Genomic DNA, 24,955 nt, shown 5'->3' with positions numbered 1-24,955 from the left:
CACCAGACGCTGCAACTGCACCTGCTGCTCCACCTATAACCATACCAGCCGCCGTTCCAATTGCAATCTCTCCAACCAGATCCCAACCCCTTGCTCCATCGTTATAAGCAATTGCTCCTCGAGTTACACCGCCTAATATGCCACCAATGATAATACCAGCTACAAATATTGAAATTGCAAAGTTTCCGTCCCTATCTAAATACATCACTGGAGTCATGTGCCTGTAACCCAGCATAATTATATCTAGTCCGTATTTTTAAAATAAATCATCTTCATAGAGCCAACAAGTCAACTTTTTAGGCACAGTTTAGTACGCGATAACGTGGCTATTAGTATAGCCACGTTCCGCGTAACAGTGAAACTAAACTTTACATGCTTTTATTGTTCTTCTTTAGCCAAAGAATTGTATCCCTTAAATTCGCTATAAATTCTTCATCTTTTTCCCATCTAAAAAACTTAATATCATCATTTTTTAATATATATACAAGATCAGTATAAAAATCATATTCAGCACCTTCATCATCAGTCACTATATGATCATTCAAATACAATCCCACCGATAGCACTCTCGCTTTTTGAATTTTAAAAGCTTTTAAAACTTCAGGATGCATATTACCAATGCGTAATGTACATTTGTATCCTTTTTCAACTGTTAACTTATTAAGTTCTTTAAATATACTAGATTTTTGAAATTGCTCTAATTGTTGTTTTTCATATTCAGCTATATTTATCATAATTATCCTCCGATGATTCTTTTCAGCCACCATGTCCAACGAATTGTACTTCCAGTTCTTTTTCCTATCAATCCATTAAATGTATTTTGTTGCCAATGATAACCATGTCCGTTATGAGGTGTATGGAACTCAATTGATTTATATCTTAGATTACCACTTGGAGCTTTTTGAGTAAATCTCATTCCATTGTAGTCACCTAATTTCCCTACTTTCTGAATAGAGTTAATATTAAACGAGTATGCAAAACTTGATGCAGCTGTTCCTAGCGTTGCAATAGTTGCTGTAGTTATCATCAAGGTATTATATAATCCTTCACTCATACCAGCATCAAGCATCCAATTGTCCCCAGTAAATGTTTGCTGCCATTCCGCTGATGCAAATGCTCCCGTTCCCGCTCCTGCGACCATTGTTACTCCTCCAATCAGATGTGCTAGTGCTCCAGTAGTTCCAAATAAAGCTAGACCTCCCGACACTAATGCTGGAATAGCAACCATAGTTAATCCTATTGCTGTCATTGTATTGTTGTCTGTTGCTACACCACCAATTGTTAAACCAAGTCCTGCAATTGCAGATATAATCAATATTGTTGCTAAAATTGGGAAATTACCGCTGGGGTCGGAGTACATCACTGGATTATTTCCACAATAAGCATACAAATTTAAACCTGTATCAGTGGCTGGATCTAGATAATTTATAGAATCAGCACTAATAAATCTTCCAATCTTTGAATCATAGTATCTTGAGTTTAAATAATAAAGTCCAGTGTCTGAATCATATCGGTAACTTCTATATCTATATGGATTAATATTAGCTATGTTTAAACCATTATCATATTGATATCCAATATTACCCCATGCATCATATCGATATTCAGCTACTAATGTGCCCGATGCATTAACTATTTGGATAATATCTCCTTGCATATTCTTGATTTAGAAGTACTCATTACCGTTATAATTCATAGACATAATTGATCCATCCGCATCATACGTATAGTATATAACATTTGTACCCATCTTTTCTGCCAATACATTATATCCATCTACAAAATATTCAGTTGTTACTCCGTTTACTGTTTTACTTACTCTAATTCCTTGATCATTATATTTATATTGATAGTTTTTATTATCTGTGGTGTATTCTACTAATCTTCTACCTTCCCAGTCAAATGATTTATCAATCGTTGAATGAATTGAAATGATATTTCCAATTAAATCATAAATATATATATCCTCTTGATTTAAAATACCATTTTTATAATTTTAATTACCTCCATTTTTTTAGTCTGGATAACTCGGTTAGATAGCTTTATTCTAACACTCTATGAAACCGCTTGCAAGTGATATCTAAAACAAAACTTTGTTGTCTATACTGATGTACGAATAGTCTATATCTGTAAACTTTTTATGTGAAAACCGTCTATCAAATCATACTCTGAACAATTAATTCAAAACATAATATCTTGATTGTTTCAAAGTGTTTTCACGAATAGTTGTAAATTATAAAGAATAGTATTTAATTGATATGTTTTTATATTTTAAGATTTATAGAAAAAAAGTACCTCCATCATTGAACTTATGGAGGTACTTTATTATCTATTATGTAAAACAGTTATCATATGTTTATTAAAAATCAGTTTGAAAAGATTATACTACTTTGTATTATTAATGTCACCTAATAATTTATTTATATGGTTTCCATAAGCTAATGCCTCATCATATTTAAAGATTAAGTCTGGAATTTTACGTAAGTTATTTACTTTTTGAGCTAACTTCATACGTATTTCTTTTTTACCTTCATCTAATAATTGTTGAGCTTTTTCTTTAGCTTCTATACTATCATCAATAATCGTGTAATATACATAACAGTAACTTAAATCTCTTGTAACTTTAGTTTCTGTTATTGTAATGTAGCCAATTTTTGTATTTTTGATGACATCGTTTATGATATGGACAAGTTCTCTTAAGATTCTTGACGCTAATCGTTCTGTTGTAATACTCATAATTAGTCTACCTCAACTTCTCTTTCAATTGATGCTTCAATTATATCGCCTTCTTTTAAATCATTATAATTTTCGACACTAAATCCAAATTCAAAACCTTGACGTACTTCTTTAACATCGTCTTTACCACGTTTTAAACTTGATAGTACGCCGTTATAGATAACTACACCTTCACGAATTACAGCAACCTTAGAGTTTCTATGAATCACTCCGTCTGTGACATAACTACCAGCAATGGTTCCGATTTTAGAAATCTTAAATAATTGACGAACCTCAGCTTGACCTGTTACAACATCTTCAAAGACTGGCTCTAACATACCTTTAAGAGCTTTTTCAATATCTTCTGTAATACGGTATACGACATTATATAATCTAATTTCTACACCTACAGATTCAGCTAATGATTTTACTGAGGCTGTAGGACGTACGTTAAATCCGATAATAACAGCATTTGATGCCGATGCTAGTTGTACGTCAGTTTCTGAAATACCACCAACACCGCTTCGAACGATATTCGCATGGAATCCTTCAATATCAATCTTATCTAACATACCTCTTAGTGCTTCAATAGATCCTTGAACGTCACATTTAAGGACTAAATTTAATACTTTTTGTCCATCAACTACATCACCAAACATAGATTCTAATGAAGTAGCTTTTTGTTGTTTAACAAGTGTATCTTTAACTTTTGCAGAACGAGCTTCAGCTGTTTGACGTGCGACTTTTTCATCTTTAAATACCATAAATACATCGCCTGCTTGTGGTACTTGGTCTAAACCTGTAATCTCAACTGGTGTACCTGGTATGGCTTCAGTATATCTTCTTTTTAGGTCATCATTCATTGTGCGTATACGACCAAATGTATTACCTATTACGATGATATCACCAATTCTTAATGTACCATTTTCAACAATAACTGTTGCAACAGGTCCTCTACCTTTATCTAAAAATGCTTCAATTACTGTACCTGTCGCATTTCTGTTTGGATTTGCTTTTAAGTCTTCTACTTCAGCAAGTAAAAGAATAATATCTAGTAAATTATCAATTCCTATTTTCTTAAGTGCAGAAACTTCTACATAAGGTGTTGTACCACCCCAAGCTTCTGGTGTTAGGTCATGTGCTGAAAGTGCACTCATGACGTTTTCTGGATTTGCAGTTGGTTTATCAATTTTATTAATTGCTACAATAATTGGAACACCACTTGCCTTAGCATGTTGAAGTGCTTCAATTGTTTGTGGTTTAACACCGTCATCAGCAGCAACTACTAAAACTACAATATCCGTTACTTTTGCACCACGTGCACGCATTTCAGTAAATGCCGCGTGACCTGGAGTATCAATGAATGTAATTTTTTCACCTTGGTGTTCAACTTGATATGCACCAATGTGTTGGGTAATACCACCGGCTTCGCCAGTGACTACTCTAGATTTTCTAATAGAATCTAATAAAGTTGTTTTACCATGGTCAACGTGACCCATAATTGTAATAATTGGATTTCTTTTTACAAGATCTTTTGGATCATCAATTATTTCCATTTCATCATATCTTGTAAGGTCAGTAATTACCTCATCTTTAACTTCAATCCCTAAATCTAATGCAACCAATTCGACAGTATCTCTATCTAAAACTTGATTGACAGATGTCATCATGCCAAGTCCCATCAACTTCTTTATTAAGACTGCATTTGATATCTCAAGTTCAGTTGCGATATCAGAAACTGTCATTTCAGGTCTAAAAATCAACTCTGTTGGTTTCTTTTTTTCTACACGTTTTTGTACTGGTGTATTCGATCTGTTTTGAAACTTAGATTTATTTGACCTATTCTTATTATTACTATTATTGTTTTGTTTTGCCATATTGCATCAACCTTTCTATTCAAACATCATACTAAACCCTTTATCCTTTATTCCTATGACTTTAATATTTTTTTTACCTATTGCACTAGATAATATATCACTACTATAGGTTTGTATTAATTCCACTTGGTAAGTGTTTGTTTTATCAATTATTTTTTTTCTTGTGTTATCACTTGCATCGTTTGCAAGTAATACTTTATATAGTTTTTTTTGTTGTAACAATTTAACAACTTCATCTGTTCCAATTGCCAACTTTTTTGCAACATATGCTAAACCTAAAGCACCTTTATTCATAATAGTTTGCCAAGTTCTTCATATATTGAATCTGGAATAACTACTTCCAGTTTTTTGTCGAGTGCTTTTGACTTTTTAGCTAAATCAATATTTTCTTTAGATAATTTGATATAAGCACCTCGACCGTTTGCTTTACCCTTTAAATCTATAGAAACTACACCTTCTTTAGTAGCTACAATGCGAGTTAATTCTTTTTTAGGATATGTTGTTTTAGTTACAACACATGTACGCATCGGTATTTTTTTAACTGGTTTCATAATTATTCCTCTTAGTAAATAATGCCTTCTTCAGCAGCGCTGGTTTCAGATTTAATATCAATTGACCAACCACTTGCTTGAACAGCTAATTTTACGTTTTGTCCAAGTTTACCAATTGCTAATGACAACTGTGCATCTGGAACAATTGCAAGTGCACTTTTTTCCTTTGGATTCACTCTTGTTACAGCAACAACCGGTGATGGTTGTAGTGAGTTTGCAATCAATTCTTGCTCGTTATCACTCCATCTGAATAAATCGATTTTTTCACCAGATAGGAATTTAGAAATCTCTTTAATACGCGCACCACCTTCACCAACAGTAGCACCAATTACATCAACGTTTTCGTTATTAGATCTTAATCCAACTTTTGAACGATCACCTGGATCTCTTGCAATACCTAAAACTTCAATTGTGCCATCTTTAATTTCAGGAACGAATTCTTCAAGTAATCTTGTAACTAAAGCAACATGAGTACGTGATACATAAATTTTAGGCCCTTTTGTTTTCATTTCAACATCAGTAACATAAACTTTAATACGATCTCCTACATGGAATTTATCAGTTGGTAATGATTCTTTTTTAGGTAACATTGTAATGACGTCTTTGTTAATTTCAATGCGATAAAAGTCTTTTTCATCTTCTAAGACTCTAGCATTTACCATTTCATATTGTAATTCTTTTAATCCTTGATAGATGTTTTCTTTCTTTATTTGATTTAAAACTTCGTTAAAACGATGTTTTAAATCTCTTGAAGCATTATAGCTAAATTCACTTGGTTCAATCTTAACTTCTAAAATTTCACCAGCTTTTGCCTTCTTACTTAATCCTTTTGCATCATCAAGTTTAATGAATGTATATTTTTTATCTAAATCTAGACTTAATTCACCTTCCGGTAAAACAAAGTACTGACCATAGATAAGTAATTCACTTTTTTCTTCTCTAAATTCTACACGACAAGTTTGAACGCCTAATTGTTTTTTACATGCAGCAATTAAACCTTGTTCAAAAGCATTGTAGACTTGTTCTTTTGTTAAATCATTTTCATCTGCAACTTCTTCAATGTTTTGGAAAAATGCTTTATTAATCATTTTTAATATATCTCCTTTTAAAATTTAATGGCCTTACGAATAAATCTGATATTTGAGTAGTTTACTTTTAACTTTTTAGGACGCCCTTTTAGAAAGAAACTAATTTCTAAATCTTCTTTTATAACACTATCTAATGTAGCATTACCAGTATATATATCACTTTCTAAATATATGTATTGGCCAAGTTCTTTTTGAACTTCTTCTAGATTTCTAAGTGGTCTTTCAATACCAACTGTAGAAAGTTGTAAATAATAATCATCATCTAGGTCATCATTAATTGAATCTAATACTTCCATATGGATTTTTTCTAACACTTCATAATTGAGTGTTGCATCAATTAAAATTGTAAGTATTTTTTCCTTACCCATTTTTTCTTCTAAAATCTCATAAATTTCTAGGTCGTGATTTTTTAATATTAAATTTACTTTCTCTTTAATTATATTCAAGTTCATAAATTATACCCTTTCAAAAAATAAGTGAGAACTTCCAAGCCCCACTCATCTTCATAGAAATTATAGCATTTATTGATATAAATAACAAGAAAAAAATATAAATGTGTTAAAATAACACTATAGAAAAAGTTGCATGTTAAATGTATAATTTTTAATATTGAAAGGATAAAGTAACTAATGATATTTCAGTTATCATTAGTTATCATAATTACACACATGAAAAAAGGCTTATACCCGGGTTCATTTGACCCTTTAACGCTTGGACATTTAGATGTTATTGAACGTGCATCAGAACTTGTAGATGTACTGCATATTGTTATTGCAGATAATCCATCAAAGAAATTTTCATTTACTGTTGAAGAGCGTATCGAAATGATTAAAAAAACAACTTCACACTTAAAAAATGTATTAATCAGCTACACATCAGATTTGGTTGTTAGATATGCAGATAAACACGGTATTAAAATCCTTTTTAGAGGATTAAGAAATATCGCAGATTACGAAAATGAATATATGTTATATCAGTTTAACAGAAACTTAAATCCTGATGTTGAAACAGTTGTACTATTCCCATCAAGTAGAAATCATTTTGTTTCATCATCAAGTATTAAAGAACTGGTTTATCATGATGCGGATATTTCATTATATGTTCCAGAAGAGATTATAGATTTAGTTATTAGTAAATTAAGTAGAAAAGTTGGCAAATAATCGCCAACTTTTTTTATTTTATAGATTTAAATTGGTATTGAATGTAATACTCATAAGGTTCATTAGCCTTAAGAAGTGGTAACTTATTTTGAGGTTTTTGAGCTTCAATAGCTATACCTGCATAGGGTGTGTTTATTGCTGCATTTGATAACTCAGTGTTTGATCCTCTGTTTTGACTAAATACAACCAGTGCATCATAGTTTGTATACACATTCATTTCAACATCACTTGTTTTCAGAGTTGCTGCATAATTTTTACTTAATAGAAAAATGTCATCAAGATAAGTTGTTGGTGTGATTTTTAAGTTTTTAAAATGGGTAAAATCTTTAAGTGTGTCTTTCACATTTGATAATATCGTATATCTTTTATTTTCATCAAGTTTTAAATATGTTTCGCTATTTATTTTTAATTGATGGTTTTTAAGTGATTGTGTTTGATCTAAATTAAAATATGGATGGAATGTCATATTAACCAACGTATCTTTACTTGATAGTGCCTTATGGGTAACAATTAATGTATCTTTTTTAAGTTCATATGAAACCTCAACTTTTAAATCCCCTTGGTATCCATCTTCTAAATCTTTTATAAAATGTGTAAATACAATTTTTGTAGATGTGAAGGACTTAACCTTAAAGTTTTTTATAGAAAACTTATTTTCCCCACCGTGCATTATATGGGGTTCACCTTTAAAATCTATGTAGTTTGAAGTTTCTTCATTATTATAAACTCTACCTGCAGTGCGCCCGATAGTTCTTGCATAACTTAAGTTGTTTTCTATAAATAAGTCATATGTTTTAGGTGTAGATAGCATCGGTTTAATTTCGTTTTTTGTTTTTAAATAGACTTGGTAGATACTTGCTGCATAATCCATCGCTTCTACTTTTAAAAATTCATTTTCTAATGTATATACCTTGTAGTTCATTTTAAAGTCATCTCCTAGTTATAGTAAATTATGTGTTTTAAAAAAATCGTATAATAAATCTAAATCAACATGTGGTCCTTTAAGATCATACATATTTTCTGCTTCATCAAACCACTTAGAATTTTCTAGTAAAATACCAATATCTGCAAGTTCTAACATTTCTAAATCATTATGTCCATCACCTACAGCTATTACTTCATGATTTGGATACTTTTTCATTAACTTCTTTAAAGCTGTTGCTTTAGAAATGTTTGGCATGACAAGATCAAAACCACCGTCGTGCCAATGATAAATTGTATAGTGCCTATGATTAGTAAGTAATTTATCAATTAGATCCAAATCATCATGAAACATCCATAATTGATACACATTGTTTTTTAGATAATATGCAGGATCAATATCAGGTTTTCTTGTTTGAAAGCCTCCCATAGCCTTTTTGATATGTTCGTCATACTTAGTTACAACCTCTTTATCATAGCCAACCATGCCTATTGAAATATCATATTTTTTGGCATCTTCCATAAATAGTTTTATATCCTTTTTAGGAATATGCGTTTCTTCTAATATATGGTCACCTTCAAGTATTAAAGCACCATTGACTAATATTTTATATTGAAAACAGTCTACTAAATCTTCTAATACGTTTAACTTAGAATAACCTCTACCTGTTGCTATTGCTAATATATTATCTTTATTTTTTGATAATTCAAAAATAAGTTTTTTAGTATTGGGCAATATTTTTTTATTCGTTGTTGATCTTAGCGTATTATCTAAATCAAACACATAAATTCTTTTCATAAACACCTCATAAACATATAAACTATTTTAACATGAATTAATTATTTATTAATTTTAAAAATTTAATGTATAATAGAATTAATAGATTTGACGTTACGAGGTTATATATATGTTGAAAAATGCGTTGTTAAAAACCGACGAATTCGGAGTTTTTGCTTTAGGTGGTTTAGGCGAGGTCGGTAAAAACACTTATGTTTATGAAATTAATAATCAAATTTTTATTGTGGATGCAGGTATTTTGTTTCCCGATGATGATTTATTGGGTATTGATTATGTCATACCTGATTATACTTATTTGAAAGAAAACGAAGAAAGAATCGTTGGTTTATTCATCACTCATGGTCATGAGGATCATATTGGTGGTATTCCATATTTATTAAAACAAGTAAAAATACCAAGAATTTATGCTTCTGGTATTGCAGTTGATTTAATTGAGTATAAATTAGGCGAACACAGAGATTTAAAAATCCCTAAAATTGAGGAATATAAATCATATTATACCTACAAATTTAGTGGTGTAGAAATATCATTTGTTAGATTAAATCACTCTATTCCTGATATGTTTGGTATTGTTTTTAGAACTGAAGCTGGTCCTATTTTTCACACTGGAGACTTCAAAATAGACTATACTCCTGTTGGACCACATGCTGAATATGAAAAATTAGCTAATCTTGGTCAAGAAGGTACACTACTTTTAGTATCTGATTCAACCAATGCAGAACAAGATGGTTTAATTCAGTCTGAATCTAAAGTAGGACGTTCTATTAATGAACTATTTACTCGTATTCCTGGAAGAATTATTATCGCAACATTTGCATCCAACTTATATAGAATCCAACAAATCATTGAAGCAGCCGAATTAACTGGCAGAAAAATTGCCGTCTTTGGCCGTTCTATGGAACGTACAATTGAAGCAGGACAACAATCTGGTTATATCAAACCTAAAAAAGGTACAATCGTTGCACCAGAGGAATTAAAAAAATATACATTAGAAGAAACTTGTATCTTAGTTACAGGATCACAAGGTGAGCCACTTGCAGCATTATCAAGAATTGCTAATGGTTCTCATAGACAAATAAAAACAGTTAAAGGTGATACTGTAATATTTTCTTCTTCTCCAATTCCTGGAAATCAAGATCCAATCAATAAAACTATTAATTTATTATTTAGAAATGATGTTAATGTCATTACACATGGCCCCATTACAGACACGCATACATCTGGACATGGTAGTGGTCCTGATTTAAAATTAATGTTAACTTTAATTAAACCAAAATATTTTATTCCAATGCACGGTGAACATAGAATGTTAAAGCGTCATAAACATTTAGCTATTGAATGTGGCGTGGATGAAAACAATGTTTTAATTATGGATAACGGAGATGTGGCAGCAGTTTCTAAAGACTCCATTAGATATGCGGGTAAGGTACAATCTGGAGACATCTATATAGATGGCACAGGTGTAGGAAATATCGGTTCAAATGTCTTAAGAGAGCGAAAAATACTTTCTGAGGAAGGACTGTTTTCTGTAATATTATCAATTGATTCTAACAAGAAAACTTTAGTAAATGAACCTACTGTTATCTCAAGAGGATTTATTTATATGAAGGGCAATGAGGAATTAACTTCCAGCCTAGCAACCATAGTAAAAAATATAGCACTTAAAGAATTACCTAAAAAAGGTTATAATGAACTGATTTTAAAACAATTAATTATTGATCAATTAGGCGATAAAATTTATGATATCACCTTAAGAAAACCGATGATTCTACCTATAATTATGAACTTATAATCAAAATATGCCCACCAATTGGTGGGCATATTTTTTATTTCATTACATTTGTAAATGCATCAAATACATCTTTTGTAATAATCGCATCCATACGCGCATCATGATCTTGGACTGGTAAATCTTCTGGTTTATAATATTTTTTGTAAGCATCAAATAAACCTATATCATTTGGTAAATTAAAATAATCTTTATGAAGTTTAAGTAAGTCAATAAATTGTTTATCATGTGTCAAAGGTTTTACTTGGTGTAGTTTATAACTAATGTTTAAAGCTTGAATATCATTTTTACCCCATGTTACAATTTGAGGTTTATAATTATTAATAATATCTTTTAAATCATCATAAAATAAATCAAATTCTCTTGCTTTACCATAAAAGATATTTTCATCTAGATTTAAGAATTTTATAGTTCTTTTATTAATTGCATCTTCATTTTTAGGTAGCACATAATAGCCATTGTCTTTAAGAACTTCACCTGATTTATTAGTTAATAAATAGCCTACTTGAATAATTTCTGGTATATGTTTACCTGGTTTATAACCTGGCATACTCATCTCTAAATCTAAAAATAAAAAGTATTGATATTTTTTTAAAACTCTTTTCATATCAAGTCTTAATTGTGTTAAGTCATATAATACTTTTTTAGGTGATGTCTGTATAATCTTGTTAAAATGATTGATTGGATAAACATTTGTTTGTTTACCATCTATTTTTCTTGTTGTTGCATCATTAACCTCAAAATCCACTAATATACCTCTTTTTAATATAGTAAGAAATACTTTCGCTAATCTATTAGGTAAGTAGAATGCCTCTTTTTTATTATTAACAACACAGTAAAATATTTTTTGTTTAGGGTTTGTACTATGAATAAAAGCTTTCATGAAATACCCTCCTTTATGCCTTTAATTACTTTATCTGGTAAACCTATTGTGCGCAAATCATCTACAGATGCGTTTTTAATTTCGTCTATAGATTTAAAACTTGCAAGTAATTTCTTTTTTCTTGTAGGTCCTAATCCAGGAATATTATCTAGAACAGACGTATAGTCTTTTCTATTTTTTGTTTTTTGATGGAATGTAATTGTAAAACGGTGTACTTCTTCAGATAGTTTACCTAAAAAGAAAAATAAGGGTGAGTTTTTTTCTAGAATTGTCGTTTCACCATTTAAAACATATCCCTCAAGTTGGTGATATCTATCTTTTTTTAATCCTAAGATGGGAATATTTATATTCAGTGACAAAACAACTTCATTTGCAGCAGATACTTGTCCCTTACCACCATCTACACAGATGAGATCCGGTAGTTGTTGGCCTTCAACTAATAATCGTTGAAGTCTACGGTATAATACTTCTTTCATTGCTTGATAGTCATCATTGGTCGTAGTTTTCAAATGAAATTTGCGATACATTTTTCTTTCAAAATGAGCATCTTTCCAAACAATCATTCCTGATATTGGTGCTGTACCAAATAGATGTGCATTATCAAATACTTCAATATAATTTATCTTTTTTTCAAGAATTGTTTCAAGTGCTTCAACTTGTTCATTTTGGCGTTCTTCTTTTGCTCTATAGAGTTTAAAGTAATGTGTCAAATCTTCTAAAGCATTTTTATAAGCTAAATCAATGAGTTTTTTCTTGTCACCAATCTTTGGTACTATAACTTTATTTTTAAAATACATTTGAAGTGTTTTAATTGGTATTTGCTGATCAAATATTAATTCATCTGGTAGTAAAAATTTATCATAATAATTTTTTATATAAGATAAAAATGTTTCATTTGGATCTGTCATATATGAAATGATGTTTTTATGCGTATCTAATATTCTACCTTGACGCATGATTAATATTTGAATAGCTAAATCATCATCGTTAAATGCAAAACTAATAAAGTCACGATCTTTAAAATCATTTAAACTCATAATTTGTTTTTCTGTAGTATCTTTAACTGCTTGAATCATATCTCTATATTCAAGTGCTTTTTCAAATTCTAAATTTAAACTTGCTTCATTCATGATTTTTTCTAAATCATTTAATACCTCTTTAGTTTCACCTTTTAGAAACTTGGTAATTTTTTCTATATTTGGTTTATAGTCTACATGTTCATGCGCACATGGTCCCAAGCATAAACCCATATGATAATATAAACATGGTTTTGAATCAATTGGATTACATCTTCTTAATGGGTATAATCTATGTAGTAACTTTAATGTTTCCCTTGCAGATTTTGAGTTCGGATATGGTCCAAATAATTTTTTATTTTGATCAACACTAATATATCTAGAAACAACGAGCATTGGATCTTTCTCGTCCGTAATTTCAATATATGGATAACTTTTATCATCAATGAGTTTGATATTATAAAGTGGTGCATATTTTTTGATTAAATTATATTCTAAAATCAGTGATTCTTGTTCAGAGTTTGTAACTACATAATTAAAATCTCTAATTTCAGAGATTAGCTTTTCTGTTTTAGCATTATGTGCACCTCTAAAATAGGAACTCACACGATTTTTTAAATTCTTAGCTTTACCTACATAAATAACTTCTCCAAGTTCATTTAACATTAGATAACAACCCGGATCTGTAGGAAGTATTGCTAGTTTATCTTTCATTTAATCACCTATTCACTATTATATAATAATTTCATATAAAAATATATGACAGTAGATGTGACATATCAGTAAGTAATAAATTACGAATATAAAACTAGACATATAAGAATATGAAAGCCAGTACAAAAAATTTGCACATTTAAAATTAGAACTTATTAAGAATCTTTAAAAAGTTATCTTAACCTTAAAATAAAAAAGTATTACGTTCATTCTACGAACGTAATACTCACTTTTCCATTTGCGATTTCTTCTAATGCTTTACCTACTGATGTAACAGACTTTGAATCTTTTACATCTAATTTTTCTTGTTCAATCATATGTGCAACTTTACTAGCTGCATATACTAATTTATATTTAGAATCGATTTGACCTAATAGTTTATCGATTGTAGGGTAATTTAATCCATGTTTTTCTTTTTTCATATAACTAATCCTCCATTAATTCTTGATATTTATGAATTGTACGTTGCGTTCTAGCATGTTCAGCTCGAATAATTGCCATAATTCTATCAGCAGCATTATTCACATCATCATTGACTACTATATAATCATATTTATACGCTAATTTAAATTCTTTTTCAGCTTTTTCAAATCTTTTTTGTACTAAATCTTGGCTTTCAGTTCCTCTTGAACTTAAGCGCTCAAATAATGCTTTCTTACTAGGTGGAACTAAGAATATGAACACTGCATCTTTAGTTTTTTCACGAACTTGTAATGCACCATCTACTTCTATTTCTAAAACTACTTCCTTACCTAAGTCTAATAACGCTTCAACTTTATCTTTGGGTGTACCATAGTAACTTCCTACAAATTCTGCATGTTCCAAAAATTTATCTTGTTTTATCATCTCTTCAAATGTAGGACGATCTACAAAATAATAATCTTTTCCATCAACTTCACCAGCTCTAGGAGGTCTTGTTGTTACAGATACAGAGTATACTAAATTATGGTTTTTCATATCAAAAAGTGCTTTACGCACGGTACCTTTTCCAACTCCGGATGGTCCAGATATTACGATGAGTAATCCACGTTCGTTTAATTTCATTAGTCTCTCCTAACTCTTCGTTTAATTCATTATATACGAAAGTTTTATTTATGTAAATAGTTTCAATCATTTTCATGTTATAGTATTTATGAGGTGTTAAATTATGGCATTAGACGGTATATATACCTATTTTCTAGTAAAAGAACTTAACGAAACTATATCAAATACACGTGTAGAATCAATTTCATTAGATGGATTAATTTTTAGTTTTAGCTTATATAAGCAGAAGGTAAGAAGTCATTTAGCAATTAATTTAAATGCAAGTTATTCATCCCTTTATCTTACAAAACAAAACATTCAAAAAAAAGATACATCGAATTTTTTATATCAATTAAAAAGATATTTAGAGGGTGGAATCTTAAATTCTATTGTCCAATATAAATCTGATAGGGTTGTAGAACTTTATTTTACTGTTTATGATTTTATTCATGGACCAATAAAAAGAAAGTTAATCTTTGAAGCAATGGGACGTCATTCAAATCTATATCTAATAGAAGATAATAAAATTATTGATGTATATAAGAAAATGTTTGTATTAGAGGGACGTCATTTAATTCCAAATGCCCAATTTGAGTATTTTTCAAGTGATAAAATTGATGCAAGGAATTATCAATTTGATCCATTAATTAGTCCAAAAGATCTAACCTTAAAATATTTAGGCATCTCACTAAGATTAGCAAAATACTTAAATCAAAACGATATACACCCATTTGATATTAATGTCGAGCCTACTTTATCTTTAGATGAAAATAAATCTTATTTTTTCAATATATTTGAAGGGAAAACCATCAAATATAGTACTTTAAGTGAGGCATTAGAAAATCGTATCATGGCATCTAAAGATTTAAAATCTCCTTACAAAAATTTCATTTCAAATCAACTTAAGCGTATAGATAAAAAGCAAGTTCAACTCAAACAACAACTCGAACAAGCAGAGTATATGATAGATGACAAACTAAAAGGCGATCATATTTATGCATCAGGACTAGATTTGAATAGTAAACTTGGTTGGGTAGATCATATTGCACTTGATGAAACCATCAGCTTATCTGATAATGCTCAAAATTATTATAAAAGTTACCATAAAGGAAAACGTGCAATCAATTATATAAATCAGGAACTAGATAAGGTTTATATAGAAAAACAAATATTTGATAACTTTATGCATGAACTTGAATTAACAGATGCCAATGATTTAAATGATTTTAAGATGCTATTAATTCCTTTTGGATACTTAAAACAAAAGCCAAGTAAAAATCAAAAACACAACCATAAAATTAAAGTACTGACCGTTAAAGATGAAACATCAACTTACATTATTGGTAAAAATGCTCTTCAAAATGCACATATCATTAATAATCTAGCTAACTCTAATGATTACTGGTTCCATGTTAAAGATGCACCAGGTTCGCACGTCTTAGTACGAACCCAAAACTTAAATGAAAAAGTTATTCGTACAGCAGCTATACTAGCAGCCTACTTTTCAAGTTTAAATCAATCTAGTTCTATTCCTGTAAACTATACACTTTTTAAATACGTTTCTAAAATAGGTGGACGTCCTGCCTCATTTGTTAAAATAAAAAACGAGAAAACTATTTTCATTGACATCTTGGTAGATGATGTGAATAAATTAATTGAAAATGCTTAAATCTTGAATATATTTTCAATATAAAGTAAGATAGATGTACCAAGAAAATGGAAAGGAAGTAATAAAAATGGCATTTACTTTAGAAAAATTACCGTATGCTTACGACGCACTAGAACCTTTTATCGACAAAACAACAATGGAGATTCATCATGGCAAACATCATCAAGCTTATATCACAAACTTGAATGCTGCACTTGCAAAACATCCAGAACTTAAAGTTGAAACAATGGATGATTTAGTTGTATTATTAAAAGATTTAACAAAAGTCCCACTTGATATTCAAGGTGCAGTTAGAAACAATGGTGGTGGACATTTTAACCACGCATTCTTCTGGCCTTTATTAAAGAAAAATGACGGTCAAGGACCAACAGGAAAATTACTTGAAGCAATCAACCAATCATTTGGTTCATTTGAATCATTCCAAGAAGAATTTTCAAATGCAGCTAAAACACGTTTTGGTTCAGGTTGGGCGTGGTTAATTAAAAAAGGTGATAAATTAGTTGTTACATCAACACCTAACCAAGATACACCACTTGCAGAAGGTATGCCTCTATTAGGATTAGATGTATGGGAACATGCTTACTATCTAAATTATCAAAATAGACGTCCTGATTATGTTGCAGCATTCTTCAATGTTGTTAACTGGGATGCGGTCGAAAAATTATTTAACGCATAATTTAAAAATAGATAAACCACTTAAAAAGTGGTTTATTTTTTTTAATATACTTTTACTTCTTTATAATTTAAATAGTCTTTAAAGTATTTTCTAAAATCTTCAATGTTACTTTGACGTAAATTAGATTTAAAAAATTTAAAGATACTATTAAAGTGATCCACTTCTAAAAACTTATGGATGTCATTTAGATAGTATATCTCCCTAAATTCTGCTCTATATCTGGTCCAATTATCTAGTGTGATGGATTTATTGACTTCAATGTCAATACTGCATAAATGCCATATTCTAGAATTTTTTATACCATATTTTAATCTTTGCATGTAAATCCTTTCACATCTTTTCATATATTTTATCATATAATTTTAAAAATAAAACATATGAGAATAATTAGAATTATTACATAAAAAGAGATATCCAAATATTGGATATCTCTTTGATATATCACTTCTTAATCGTAAATATCAGGAGTTGCTTCAATAATTGCGTAATCGCCATCTTCTCTTGCATAAATAATTTGTGGGTGATTCGTTTTTTGATCAAGGAAAATAAAGAAATCATGTCCACTTAATTCCATTTGAGCTATTGCATCTTCTACACTCATTGGTTTAATAGAAAACTTCTTAGATTTAACTAATTGTTTTGCTCTAACTTCTTTATCCATTGCTTCAATATCAAACGCTTTTGTAAATACATCTTGTCCGCGTTTTTCAAAATGGTGTCTAATCTTTGATCTATGTTTTCTAATTTGACTACTAAGTTTATCTACTGATTTGTCAATAGCTGCATACATATCTGGGTCACGAACTTCACTTCTTAAAATAATGTATGGTGCAGGTATTGTTACTTCAACTTTTGAGTACTCTTTATATACTCTTAGGACAACACGTACTGTATCAATTACATTTTTGTCGAATATACTGACAATTTTATCTAACCTCTTTACAACATAATCCTTAATTGCTTCAGTTGCTGTAAATCCGTTTTTACCTATAATTTCATATCTCATATCATTGTTCCTCCTTATAGTTATTTGTAAAAATGATGAGATGTCCTAAATTTAATTGGTCAAATAGTTCAATAGTTTTTTGATCAAGTATTTCTATATATATTGCATCTATAGATGGTTTAGATTTTAAATATGCTAAATAATAAGGTCTAAAGTAATCCATGTATGAATCTAGTAAATTATCTTTTTCATATAATAATTCGAATATATGGAGTAATCCATATTTAATTGGTATGACAAAATATGGATAATAATTCATATTTTTCTTAAAACACGAATTACAAATTTCATTTCTGTAAGTTTCAAATATATTATTTAAATTAATATTTAGTTTGATTCTTTTTAAACATTTTTTACACTGCATGGATAATACCTCCATACTATAGTATAAGAATGTCTATACTTTATCTTTTATGTTGTTCAATAATTTTTGTTTGTAGGTGTTGTGGTACTTCTTCATAACGATCAAATCTTCTTTCAAATTGACCAGAACCTTGAGTCATAGCTTTTAAATCTATCGCATAAGAGATTACTTCAACTTCTGGTACATATGCAGTAACAACTGTATATCCATCTGCTTGATCCATTCCAAGGATTCTTCCTCTACGCTTATTCATATCACCCATAACATCACCTACAAATGCTTCTTTAACAGTAATAGTAACATGTAAGATTGGTTCTAATATTGTTGGTTCAATTTCTTTAAGTGCCGCTTTAAATGCTAAATCAGCTGCCATAACAAATGATATTTCATTACTATCCACTGAGTGGTATGAACCATCATATAGGGTTGCTTTAACATGAATTACAGGAAAACCTGCCAATGGACCTTTTTCAAAACTTCTGATTAATCCTTTTTCTACGGCCGGGAAATACGATCTTGGTACTGAACCACCAAATACTTCTTCTGAAAATTCAAAGTCTTTTGGTGATGGTTCAAAACGAATCCAAACATGACCAAATTGTCCTGCACCACCAGATTGTTTTTTATGTTTACCTTCACCTACACCTTTTTTCTTGATTGTTTCTCTATAAACGATTTTTTGATCTTCAAAATTTACAGAAACCTTATATAAACTCTTCATACGCTCTGTAATATATGTGATATGACTAATTCCATATCCTCCAATTAAAAGTTGACCTGTTTCTTTATTTCTTTGGATATCAAAAGATGGGTCTTCAATATTTAATTTTCCTAAAGCCATAGAAATTTTATCTTCATCTTTTTCATCTAAAGGTTTGATAGCTTTATAAATAACTGGTGTTGGTAGGTTGACCTTATCAAATCTAATTCTACGTTTAGGATCTGATATGGTATGACCAGTTTTTAAATTATCTAGTTTTGTTGTAACAACAATATCACCAGCATATGCTTTTTCAACAGGTATTTGTTCTTTACCAATTAAAGTCATTAAAGTATTTATTTTAAATGTAGAATCTGTTTGAGCATGATATATTTCATCACCAACATTTAATATACCTGAATTTATTTTGATAAATGACATTGTTCCAACAAATGTATCAATCATCGTTTTAAATATAAATCCAGAAAATGGTTCACTATCTATAGTCTTTATTGGCATTAGTTCGCCACTAGAAATATCTGTTGCTTCAAGTTCTTTTAATACATCCGGTGTTGGTAGGTAATCTACCAACATTTTTAATAATGTATTAACACCTATATTTTTAAGAACAGAACCAACAAGTACTGGGGTCAATTCACCATTAATAATTGAATGATTTAAGGCTTTATTAATTTCTTCTTGGCTAATTTCTTCTCCACCAAAGTATTTTTCTAATAGATCCTCTGATGTTTCAGCAACTGATTCCATAATCATTTCTCTTAATTGTTCAACTTTAGGTTTCTTTTCATCCCAAATTTCAGCATCTTCACATGTTTTTCCATTGTAAATTCTAGCTTTCATTTCAACTACATTTACAAATCCCTCAAAATCTTCTTTACGACCGATTGGATATGTAAATGGTACTGCTCTTTTTCCTAATTTTGTTCGAATATCTTCTAAAAGCGCTTCATAATCGACATTTTCTTTATCCATTTTATTAATAAATAATACTGCAGGTATACGGCGACGTCTAATTTCATTCCAAACACGCTCAGTACCTACCTCAACACCTTTAGTTGCATCAATTAAAATGACTGCACCCTTTACAACTTCCAAGGCATGGTATAACTCACTAATGAGCTCATCATTACCAGGCACGTCTAAGAAGTTAAGTTTGCAGTCATAAGATTCTATCGGTATTAAAGATGTTTGCATGGAGGAGCCTCTTTGTTGTTCCTCCACAAGATAATCAGACTTGGTGTTTTTTCTTTCCACTTCCCCCTTGTTTTGTATTACACCAGCAGCTTGAAGCAGACTCTCAGTAAGTGAAGTTTTACCACTTCCTAAGTGTCCTAATAAAGCAATGTTTCTAAGGTTCTTTGTTTTGTATTCTTTCATAATTACCTCCTTGCAATTGTATGCGTTTACATTGTACTTTTATTATATCACACATCAAAATTTAAGCAATTATTAAGATAAATATTTTTTTCACATAGTATTTTGGACTCATATATTATTAGATTCAAATGTAGTATAATAAGTACATAATGAAAAAAATAGCAATCAAAGCCATTAGATGGTACCAAAAAACTTTATCCCCTGTTAAGAGTCATAAATGTAGACACTCTCCAACTTGTAGCCATTATGCAATTGAGGCTTATGAAACCCATAACTTTTTTTATGCTACTGCGCTAACAACAAAAAGAATTCTTACATGTAATCCTCTCTTTAAACCAAAGTATGATCCAGTGCCTAAAAAAAAGGAAAAGAAAAAATGATAAAAGTATATAAAATCCAATCTAAATTATTAAACCAGAAAAGAAATATATCTATTTATGTACCTGATAATAAAAAAGGACCATACAAAGTCTTATACATGCATGATGGTCAAAATCTTTTTTTTAAGGAAACTTCAAGTTACGGAGAAGTTTGGGATGTTCATACACAGTATGAACGATTTCTAAAGGCTGGTCTTATTGAACCTCACATCATTGTAGGTATTGATAATACAAAGTACCGTATGGATGAATATTGTCCATTTGATAATTCTAATATTTATAAAGAATTTTCTGATGATAATAGAGTCCCTTATTACGGTGATATTTATGCACGATTTATTGTTGAAGAATTAAAACCTTGGGTTGATAAAAAGTTTCCTACAAAACCCGATAAAGAAAATACATTAATTTCCGGTTCTTCATTAGGTGGTTTAATTAGTCTATATATGGGATTAGTTTATCCAAATGTATTTGGCAGTGTTGGTGTTTTTTCTACATCTGCATGGTGGAATGTTGAGGGGTTAGATAATTTACTTAATAAGTATAATCCTTCTATAGACCAAAGATATTTTATTACATGTGGATCAAATGAATCAGGATCGCATAAATCTAAAGCAAATAAAGCATATACAAATATTTCAAACATGATTTATAAATCGCTTGAAAATAAAGTGAATCATATATTTTATAAGATATATGAAGGTGGTATTCACAACGAAGCATTTTGGGCCAGCCAGATGAGTGAATTTATTCAATTTACAAACCAAAAATAATATTAGGATTTTATATAGTTTGTTTACATAAACTGTATAAAATCCTTTTTTACTACAAAAAAAGAAACTTTATTAAAAAGTTTCTTTAGTATGAATATTTTATTAATAAGCTCTTGCAAATAGTATTGTTTGTGTTGCTTTTTTACCAGTAACAGGACATACTTCTGTAATAAGTTTTCGATCTTGAATTACACGAGAGGTTGCTCCTGTATCTTCTTTAATCTTTATTTCAGCATCTTCACCACTAATTGACATTGCAATATAGCCACCATTTTTTAAGTACGCTTTAAACTCATCATATGTTTTTGCTTCATACGTTCTATCAACAGTTTCTTTTAATGCTTTTTGATACATTGCTTCATGAATGTTAGGAATAGCTTCTTCAATAAATTTATTTAAATTATCTAAACTTACCTGAACTTTTTCATAGTTATATCTAAATGTTACGGTAACTTGGTTATTTTCTAAATCTCTTGGTCCGATTTCAATTCTTAGTGGTACACCTTTCATTTCGTGTTCACTAAATTTCCAACCTGGGGATTTATCGGAGTTATCAACTTTAACTCTAAACTTACCACTTAATTCAGCCTCAATTTGATTGACCTTATTTAAGACTTCTTCATTTGGTCTAATTGGAACAATGACAACTTGAGTTGGTGCAACATAAGGTGGTAGTACTAATCCATTATCATCACCATGAACCATAATGATTGCTCCAATTAATCGTGTGGATACACCCCAAGATGTTTGATAAGCATATTCTAATTCATTATTTTGATTTAAAAACTTAATATCAAATGCTTTAGCAAACTCATCACCAAAATAATGACTAGTTCCACTTTGTAGCGCTTGACCATCATGCATTAATGCTTCGATTGCATAAGTTTCTAATGCTCCAGCAAATTTTTCTTTTTCTGTTTTTCTACCAGTAACAAAAGGTATTGCTAGAAATTCTTTACCTAATTTGTTATAAATTTCTAACATGTCTAATGTTTCTTTTTTAGCTTCTTCTTTAGTGGAATGGACAGTATGTCCTTCTTGCCATAAGAATTCTTTACCACGTAAGAACGGTCTTGTTGTTTTTTCCCAACGAACCACTGAACACCACTGGTTATACATTTTAGGTAAGTCTCTATATGATTTAACAATCTTACTATAATGTGTTCCAAATAAAACTTCTGATGTTGGACGTATAATTAGTCTTTCACTTAAGTTTTCTACACCGGTTGTTGTTACCATCGCTGTTTCTGGTGCAAAACCTTCAACATGATCTTTTTCTTTTTGGAATAATGATTCTGGAATCAACATCGGCATATAAACATTTTCATGACCGGTTTTTTTAAATTCTTTATCTAAATAGTTTTGAATATTTTCCCAAATACCATAACCTAAAGGACGATATATAATAAAACCTTTAGAATCACTATAATCCATTAACTCCGCTTTTAAACATAAATCAGTATACCATCTACTAAAATCAACATCACGAGAGGTAATGCTTTCTACTAACTTTTTATTTTTACTCATTTTCATTCACCAATATTGTATTATTATCTATAAAATTAACTTTTCTTTGTTTATATAATAAACCTAATGCTCGTTTGAATGATTTTCTGCTTAAATTAAATACCTTTTGGATTGTTTCGCTATCAGTTGTTGCAGTATAAGGCATACTTCCACCATTTTTAATTAAAAAATCCATTATAATTTTAGAATCATCTATACGAACTACTTCTTTAAATTCTGTCAAACTACCTTCATAGCCTGTAGGTGTTTCATATGTAATTTTAACATTAACACTTTGACCTAATCTGTATTTTCCTCTAGCGTTTGGTCTTTTAACTAAAATTAAATTATGTTCCTCTGTTAAAACAAAATAACCAATTTGACCAATGACTTGAATAAATCCAGATACTTCATCACCAATATTTAAATTACCTACGATTACACGCATTTCATTATAAGGAATTGGCCTTGCTGAAAGTCTAGTTTTAACTCTAAGATCGACATAAACTTTATCACCCACTTGGGGCCAAAGTGAAATATCTTCACCCAAATCATCTTTAGATAAAAGTAGATCTTTAGATATACCCATATCTAAAAACACACCTAAACCAGGGTTTACTGATATAACATTTAATACCGCTGGTTTTCCAGCTTCTACAAAGGGTTCACTTAAGGTTGCTGCAAGCCTTCCTTTTGCATCATAATATAAAAATGCATCGACATAATCGCCTGCTTTTAACGTTCTATGATTGGATTCGTTTATATGTAAAAACACTTCCTCGTTAGATTTAGATTTTAATACATATGCGATATCTGTTTTTCTTAAAACTTGTAATTCATTTGTTTGACCAATTTTTAATGACATATTTTTTCACCTACTAAATTATAACATATAAACAAAAATCCTTTGTAAGGATTTTAGTTTTCTAAAGCATAAATATACGTTTCGTAAGCATCTAAAAGTAACTTCTTGATAAATCCCACAAATGGTGCTAAATCTTTTTCTTCTTTGAACGTATCAATGTGTTCAAGATACTCATCTTTTAAGGAAACCGGAACACTTAGTGGCATATAACCTTCATATAAAAGTATATAGTTTAAGATTAGACGCGCAAGCCTTCCATTACCTTCTAAAAAGGGATATATTTTAAATATTTGCGCATGAGCAAAACAAGCTTTTTGTACAGTAGAACCTTTAAAATGTTCTAAATCATAAAAGAACTTAGCCATTCTATCATAGACTTTAACATAATCAGGTGGTTGATGCATACTATCTTTTATTTGAATATTTACCTTTCGGTATTGACCGCCTAAAAAGATACCTTCAACTAAAATCTCATGTAAATCCTTTAAAATATCTTCTGATAACGGTTTTCTTGATGTAACCAGTTTAAATGTATGTTCAAATGCTTTTTGATAATTTAATGCCTCTTTTTGTTCTCTTTCAGGCAGTTGTGTAACAATTACTTTCTTACATAAAAGATTTTTTACATCTGATTGACTCAGTGCATTTTTACCTTCAATGGTAATTGAATCATATGTAAATTGATATATAAATTCTTTCATTAAACGTTCAAATTTATCAACTTCTACATGATCTCTTAATTCATTGAAGTGAAGTTTATCGACTTCTAGTAAATCTTTGTCCATTTGACCATCGCCCCTTTTAATAGATTATACCAAAATTTATGACAAAAAAAAGAGGTTTATAATAAACCTCTTAACTTTTTACCTAAGTGAATTAAATTTTAGAAACGTTTGACGCTTGATCTCCACGATCGCCAGTCTTAATTTCAAATTCTACTTGGTCGCCTTCAGCTAGTGATTTGTAACCATCAGTTTGAATAGCTGAATAGTGAACAAATACATCTTTACCGTCTTCTGCAGTGATAAAGCCGTAACCTTTACCTGCATCGAACCATTTAACAGTACCTTTCATTAAATGCA

Annotated in this window: 28 protein-coding genes and 1 pseudogene; 6 read left to right on the top strand and 23 right to left on the bottom strand. The window is 30.0% G+C overall.

From position 1 onward, the window contains the following. The 9 genes and pseudogenes from G324_RS0104405 to G324_RS0104365 all read right to left on the bottom strand — a co-directional run. Positions 1–235 (bottom strand): annotated as a pseudogene (locus G324_RS0104405) (hypothetical protein); the annotation flags it as partial. Between the two features lie 133 nt (positions 236–368). Continuing rightward, positions 369–734 carry a hypothetical protein gene (locus G324_RS0104400; RefSeq protein ID WP_051457530.1) on the bottom strand — a complete coding sequence of 122 codons (366 nt, stop codon included), beginning with the start codon at positions 732–734 and terminating at the stop codon, positions 369–371. 2 nt (positions 735–736) lie between these two features. Next, positions 737–1,657, bottom strand: coding sequence for an RHS repeat-associated core domain-containing protein (locus tag G324_RS07695; protein ID WP_051457529.1), 921 nt, complete (start codon positions 1,655–1,657; stop codon positions 737–739). Between the two features lie 728 nt (positions 1,658–2,385). Further along, positions 2,386–2,736, bottom strand: coding sequence for a 30S ribosome-binding factor RbfA (rbfA, locus tag G324_RS0104390; RefSeq protein ID WP_035357360.1), 351 nt, complete (start codon positions 2,734–2,736; stop codon positions 2,386–2,388). Between the two features lie 2 nt (positions 2,737–2,738). Beyond that, positions 2,739–4,592: a translation initiation factor IF-2 gene (gene infB / locus G324_RS07275; RefSeq protein WP_035357358.1), complete on the bottom strand. Its 1,854-nt coding sequence runs from the start codon at positions 4,590–4,592 to the stop codon at positions 2,739–2,741. A 15-nt stretch (positions 4,593–4,607) separates the two neighbouring features. Beyond that, complete coding sequence (locus G324_RS07270) at positions 4,608–4,886, bottom strand: L7Ae/L30e/S12e/Gadd45 family ribosomal protein (RefSeq protein ID WP_035357356.1); 279 nt, start codon at positions 4,884–4,886, stop codon at positions 4,608–4,610. Continuing rightward, entirely contained in the window at positions 4,883–5,143 is a 261-nt protein-coding gene (rnpM, locus tag G324_RS0104375; protein ID WP_162146896.1) for an RNase P modulator RnpM, read from the bottom strand. Before rnpM ends, G324_RS07270 begins: the two co-directional genes overlap by 4 nt. Positions 5,144–5,154: 11 nt before the next feature. After that, the gene (nusA, locus tag G324_RS0104370; protein WP_025725181.1) at positions 5,155–6,231 is read right to left on the bottom strand and encodes a transcription termination factor NusA; all 1,077 of its coding nucleotides are present in this window, start codon (positions 6,229–6,231) and stop codon (positions 5,155–5,157) included. A gap of 17 nt (positions 6,232–6,248) precedes the next feature. After that, positions 6,249–6,683 (bottom strand): ribosome assembly cofactor RimP, encoded by a 435-nt coding sequence (locus G324_RS0104365; RefSeq protein WP_025725180.1) that lies wholly within the window; start codon positions 6,681–6,683, stop codon positions 6,249–6,251. 177 nt (positions 6,684–6,860) lie between these two features. Here G324_RS0104365 and coaD point away from each other — a divergent pair, with 177 nt between their 5' ends. Further along, the gene (gene coaD / locus G324_RS0104360) at positions 6,861–7,391 is read left to right on the top strand and encodes a pantetheine-phosphate adenylyltransferase (protein WP_051457528.1); all 531 of its coding nucleotides are present in this window, start codon (positions 6,861–6,863) and stop codon (positions 7,389–7,391) included. A 13-nt stretch (positions 7,392–7,404) separates the two neighbouring features. Here coaD and G324_RS0104355 read toward each other — a convergent pair whose 3' ends face one another. Together G324_RS0104355 and G324_RS0104350 are read right to left on the bottom strand one after the other, a co-directional pair. Beyond that, positions 7,405–8,313: an aldose epimerase family protein gene (locus tag G324_RS0104355; RefSeq protein ID WP_025725178.1), complete on the bottom strand. Its 909-nt coding sequence runs from the start codon at positions 8,311–8,313 to the stop codon at positions 7,405–7,407. Between the two features lie 18 nt (positions 8,314–8,331). Continuing rightward, a complete protein-coding gene (locus tag G324_RS0104350) occupies positions 8,332–9,111 on the bottom strand; it encodes an HAD-IIB family hydrolase (protein WP_025725177.1) in 780 nt (259 codons plus the stop codon). 109 nt (positions 9,112–9,220) lie between these two features. Here G324_RS0104350 and G324_RS0104345 point away from each other — a divergent pair, with 109 nt between their 5' ends. Beyond that, positions 9,221–10,903, top strand: a complete 1,683-nt coding sequence (locus G324_RS0104345; protein ID WP_025725176.1) for a ribonuclease J — start codon at positions 9,221–9,223, stop codon at positions 10,901–10,903. Positions 10,904–10,937: 34 nt separating this feature from the next. On the opposite strand, the gene G324_RS0104340 is transcribed toward G324_RS0104345, so the two are convergent. The 4 genes from G324_RS0104340 to gmk form a co-directional block, all read right to left on the bottom strand. Then, entirely contained in the window at positions 10,938–11,783 is an 846-nt protein-coding gene (locus G324_RS0104340) for a 3'-5' exonuclease family protein (protein WP_025725175.1), read from the bottom strand. Next, complete coding sequence (gene uvrC, locus G324_RS0104335) at positions 11,780–13,513, bottom strand: excinuclease ABC subunit UvrC (RefSeq protein ID WP_162146895.1); 1,734 nt, start codon at positions 13,511–13,513, stop codon at positions 11,780–11,782. The genes G324_RS0104340 and uvrC overlap by 4 nt, the downstream gene beginning before the upstream one ends. Before the next feature lie 206 nt (positions 13,514–13,719). Continuing rightward, a complete protein-coding gene (rpoZ, locus tag G324_RS0104330; RefSeq protein WP_162146894.1) occupies positions 13,720–13,935 on the bottom strand; it encodes a DNA-directed RNA polymerase subunit omega in 216 nt (71 codons plus the stop codon). 4 nt (positions 13,936–13,939) lie between these two features. Further along, entirely contained in the window at positions 13,940–14,557 is a 618-nt protein-coding gene (gmk, locus tag G324_RS0104325; RefSeq protein WP_025725172.1) for a guanylate kinase, read from the bottom strand. Between the two features lie 103 nt (positions 14,558–14,660). On the opposite strand from gmk, the gene G324_RS0104320 reads away from it, so the two are divergent. Then, on the top strand, positions 14,661–16,205 hold the full coding sequence (locus G324_RS0104320; RefSeq protein WP_025725171.1) for an Rqc2 family fibronectin-binding protein: 1,545 nt from the start codon (positions 14,661–14,663) through the stop codon (positions 16,203–16,205). Between the two features lie 67 nt (positions 16,206–16,272). Then, positions 16,273–16,881, top strand: coding sequence for a superoxide dismutase (locus tag G324_RS0104315; RefSeq protein ID WP_025725170.1), 609 nt, complete (start codon positions 16,273–16,275; stop codon positions 16,879–16,881). A gap of 41 nt (positions 16,882–16,922) precedes the next feature. Here the strand turns inward: G324_RS0104315 and G324_RS0104310 are convergent, their stop codons facing one another. The 4 genes from G324_RS0104310 to G324_RS0104295 form a co-directional block, all read right to left on the bottom strand. Continuing rightward, positions 16,923–17,201 (bottom strand): hypothetical protein, encoded by a 279-nt coding sequence (locus G324_RS0104310; RefSeq protein WP_025725169.1) that lies wholly within the window; start codon positions 17,199–17,201, stop codon positions 16,923–16,925. Positions 17,202–17,329: 128 nt separating this feature from the next. Next, on the bottom strand, positions 17,330–17,887 hold the full coding sequence (gene hpf / locus G324_RS0104305; protein WP_025725168.1) for a ribosome hibernation-promoting factor, HPF/YfiA family: 558 nt from the start codon (positions 17,885–17,887) through the stop codon (positions 17,330–17,332). Between the two features lies 1 nt (position 17,888). Beyond that, positions 17,889–18,251, bottom strand: coding sequence for a hypothetical protein (locus G324_RS0104300; protein ID WP_162146893.1), 363 nt, complete (start codon positions 18,249–18,251; stop codon positions 17,889–17,891). 40 nt (positions 18,252–18,291) lie between these two features. After that, positions 18,292–20,349, bottom strand: coding sequence for an elongation factor G (locus G324_RS0104295; protein ID WP_025725166.1), 2,058 nt, complete (start codon positions 20,347–20,349; stop codon positions 18,292–18,294). A gap of 149 nt (positions 20,350–20,498) precedes the next feature. Between G324_RS0104295 and yidD the strand changes: the two genes are divergently transcribed. Further along, positions 20,499–20,729: a membrane protein insertion efficiency factor YidD gene (yidD, locus tag G324_RS08160; RefSeq protein ID WP_162146892.1), complete on the top strand. Its 231-nt coding sequence runs from the start codon at positions 20,499–20,501 to the stop codon at positions 20,727–20,729. Next, entirely contained in the window at positions 20,726–21,502 is a 777-nt protein-coding gene (locus G324_RS0104285) for an alpha/beta hydrolase (RefSeq protein WP_025725164.1), read from the top strand. The genes yidD and G324_RS0104285 overlap by 4 nt, the downstream gene beginning before the upstream one ends. Positions 21,503–21,604: 102 nt before the next feature. Here G324_RS0104285 and proS read toward each other — a convergent pair whose 3' ends face one another. The 4 genes from proS to G324_RS0104265 all read right to left on the bottom strand — a co-directional run bounded on the left by proS (position 21,605) and on the right by G324_RS0104265 (position 24,947). After that, positions 21,605–23,029, bottom strand: coding sequence for a proline--tRNA ligase (gene proS / locus G324_RS0104280; protein WP_025725163.1), 1,425 nt, complete (start codon positions 23,027–23,029; stop codon positions 21,605–21,607). Continuing rightward, a complete protein-coding gene (locus G324_RS0104275; RefSeq protein ID WP_025725162.1) occupies positions 23,022–23,873 on the bottom strand; it encodes a S1-like domain-containing RNA-binding protein in 852 nt (283 codons plus the stop codon). Before G324_RS0104275 ends, proS begins: the two co-directional genes overlap by 8 nt. Before the next feature lie 53 nt (positions 23,874–23,926). Continuing rightward, positions 23,927–24,658, bottom strand: a complete 732-nt coding sequence (locus G324_RS0104270) for a Fic family protein (protein WP_025725161.1) — start codon at positions 24,656–24,658, stop codon at positions 23,927–23,929. A gap of 91 nt (positions 24,659–24,749) precedes the next feature. After that, positions 24,750–24,947: a cold shock domain-containing protein gene (locus G324_RS0104265; protein WP_025725160.1), complete on the bottom strand. Its 198-nt coding sequence runs from the start codon at positions 24,945–24,947 to the stop codon at positions 24,750–24,752. Positions 24,948–24,955: the final 8 nt, after the last annotated feature.

The organism is Acholeplasma granularum ATCC 19168 (assembly GCF_000526235.1).
In the GTDB taxonomy this organism is placed as follows: domain Bacteria; phylum Bacillota_I; class Bacilli_A; order Acholeplasmatales; family Acholeplasmataceae; genus Acholeplasma; species Acholeplasma granularum.
Note: the sequence above shows the minus strand (reverse complement) of the source record. Positions and strands in the feature narration are given on the sequence as shown.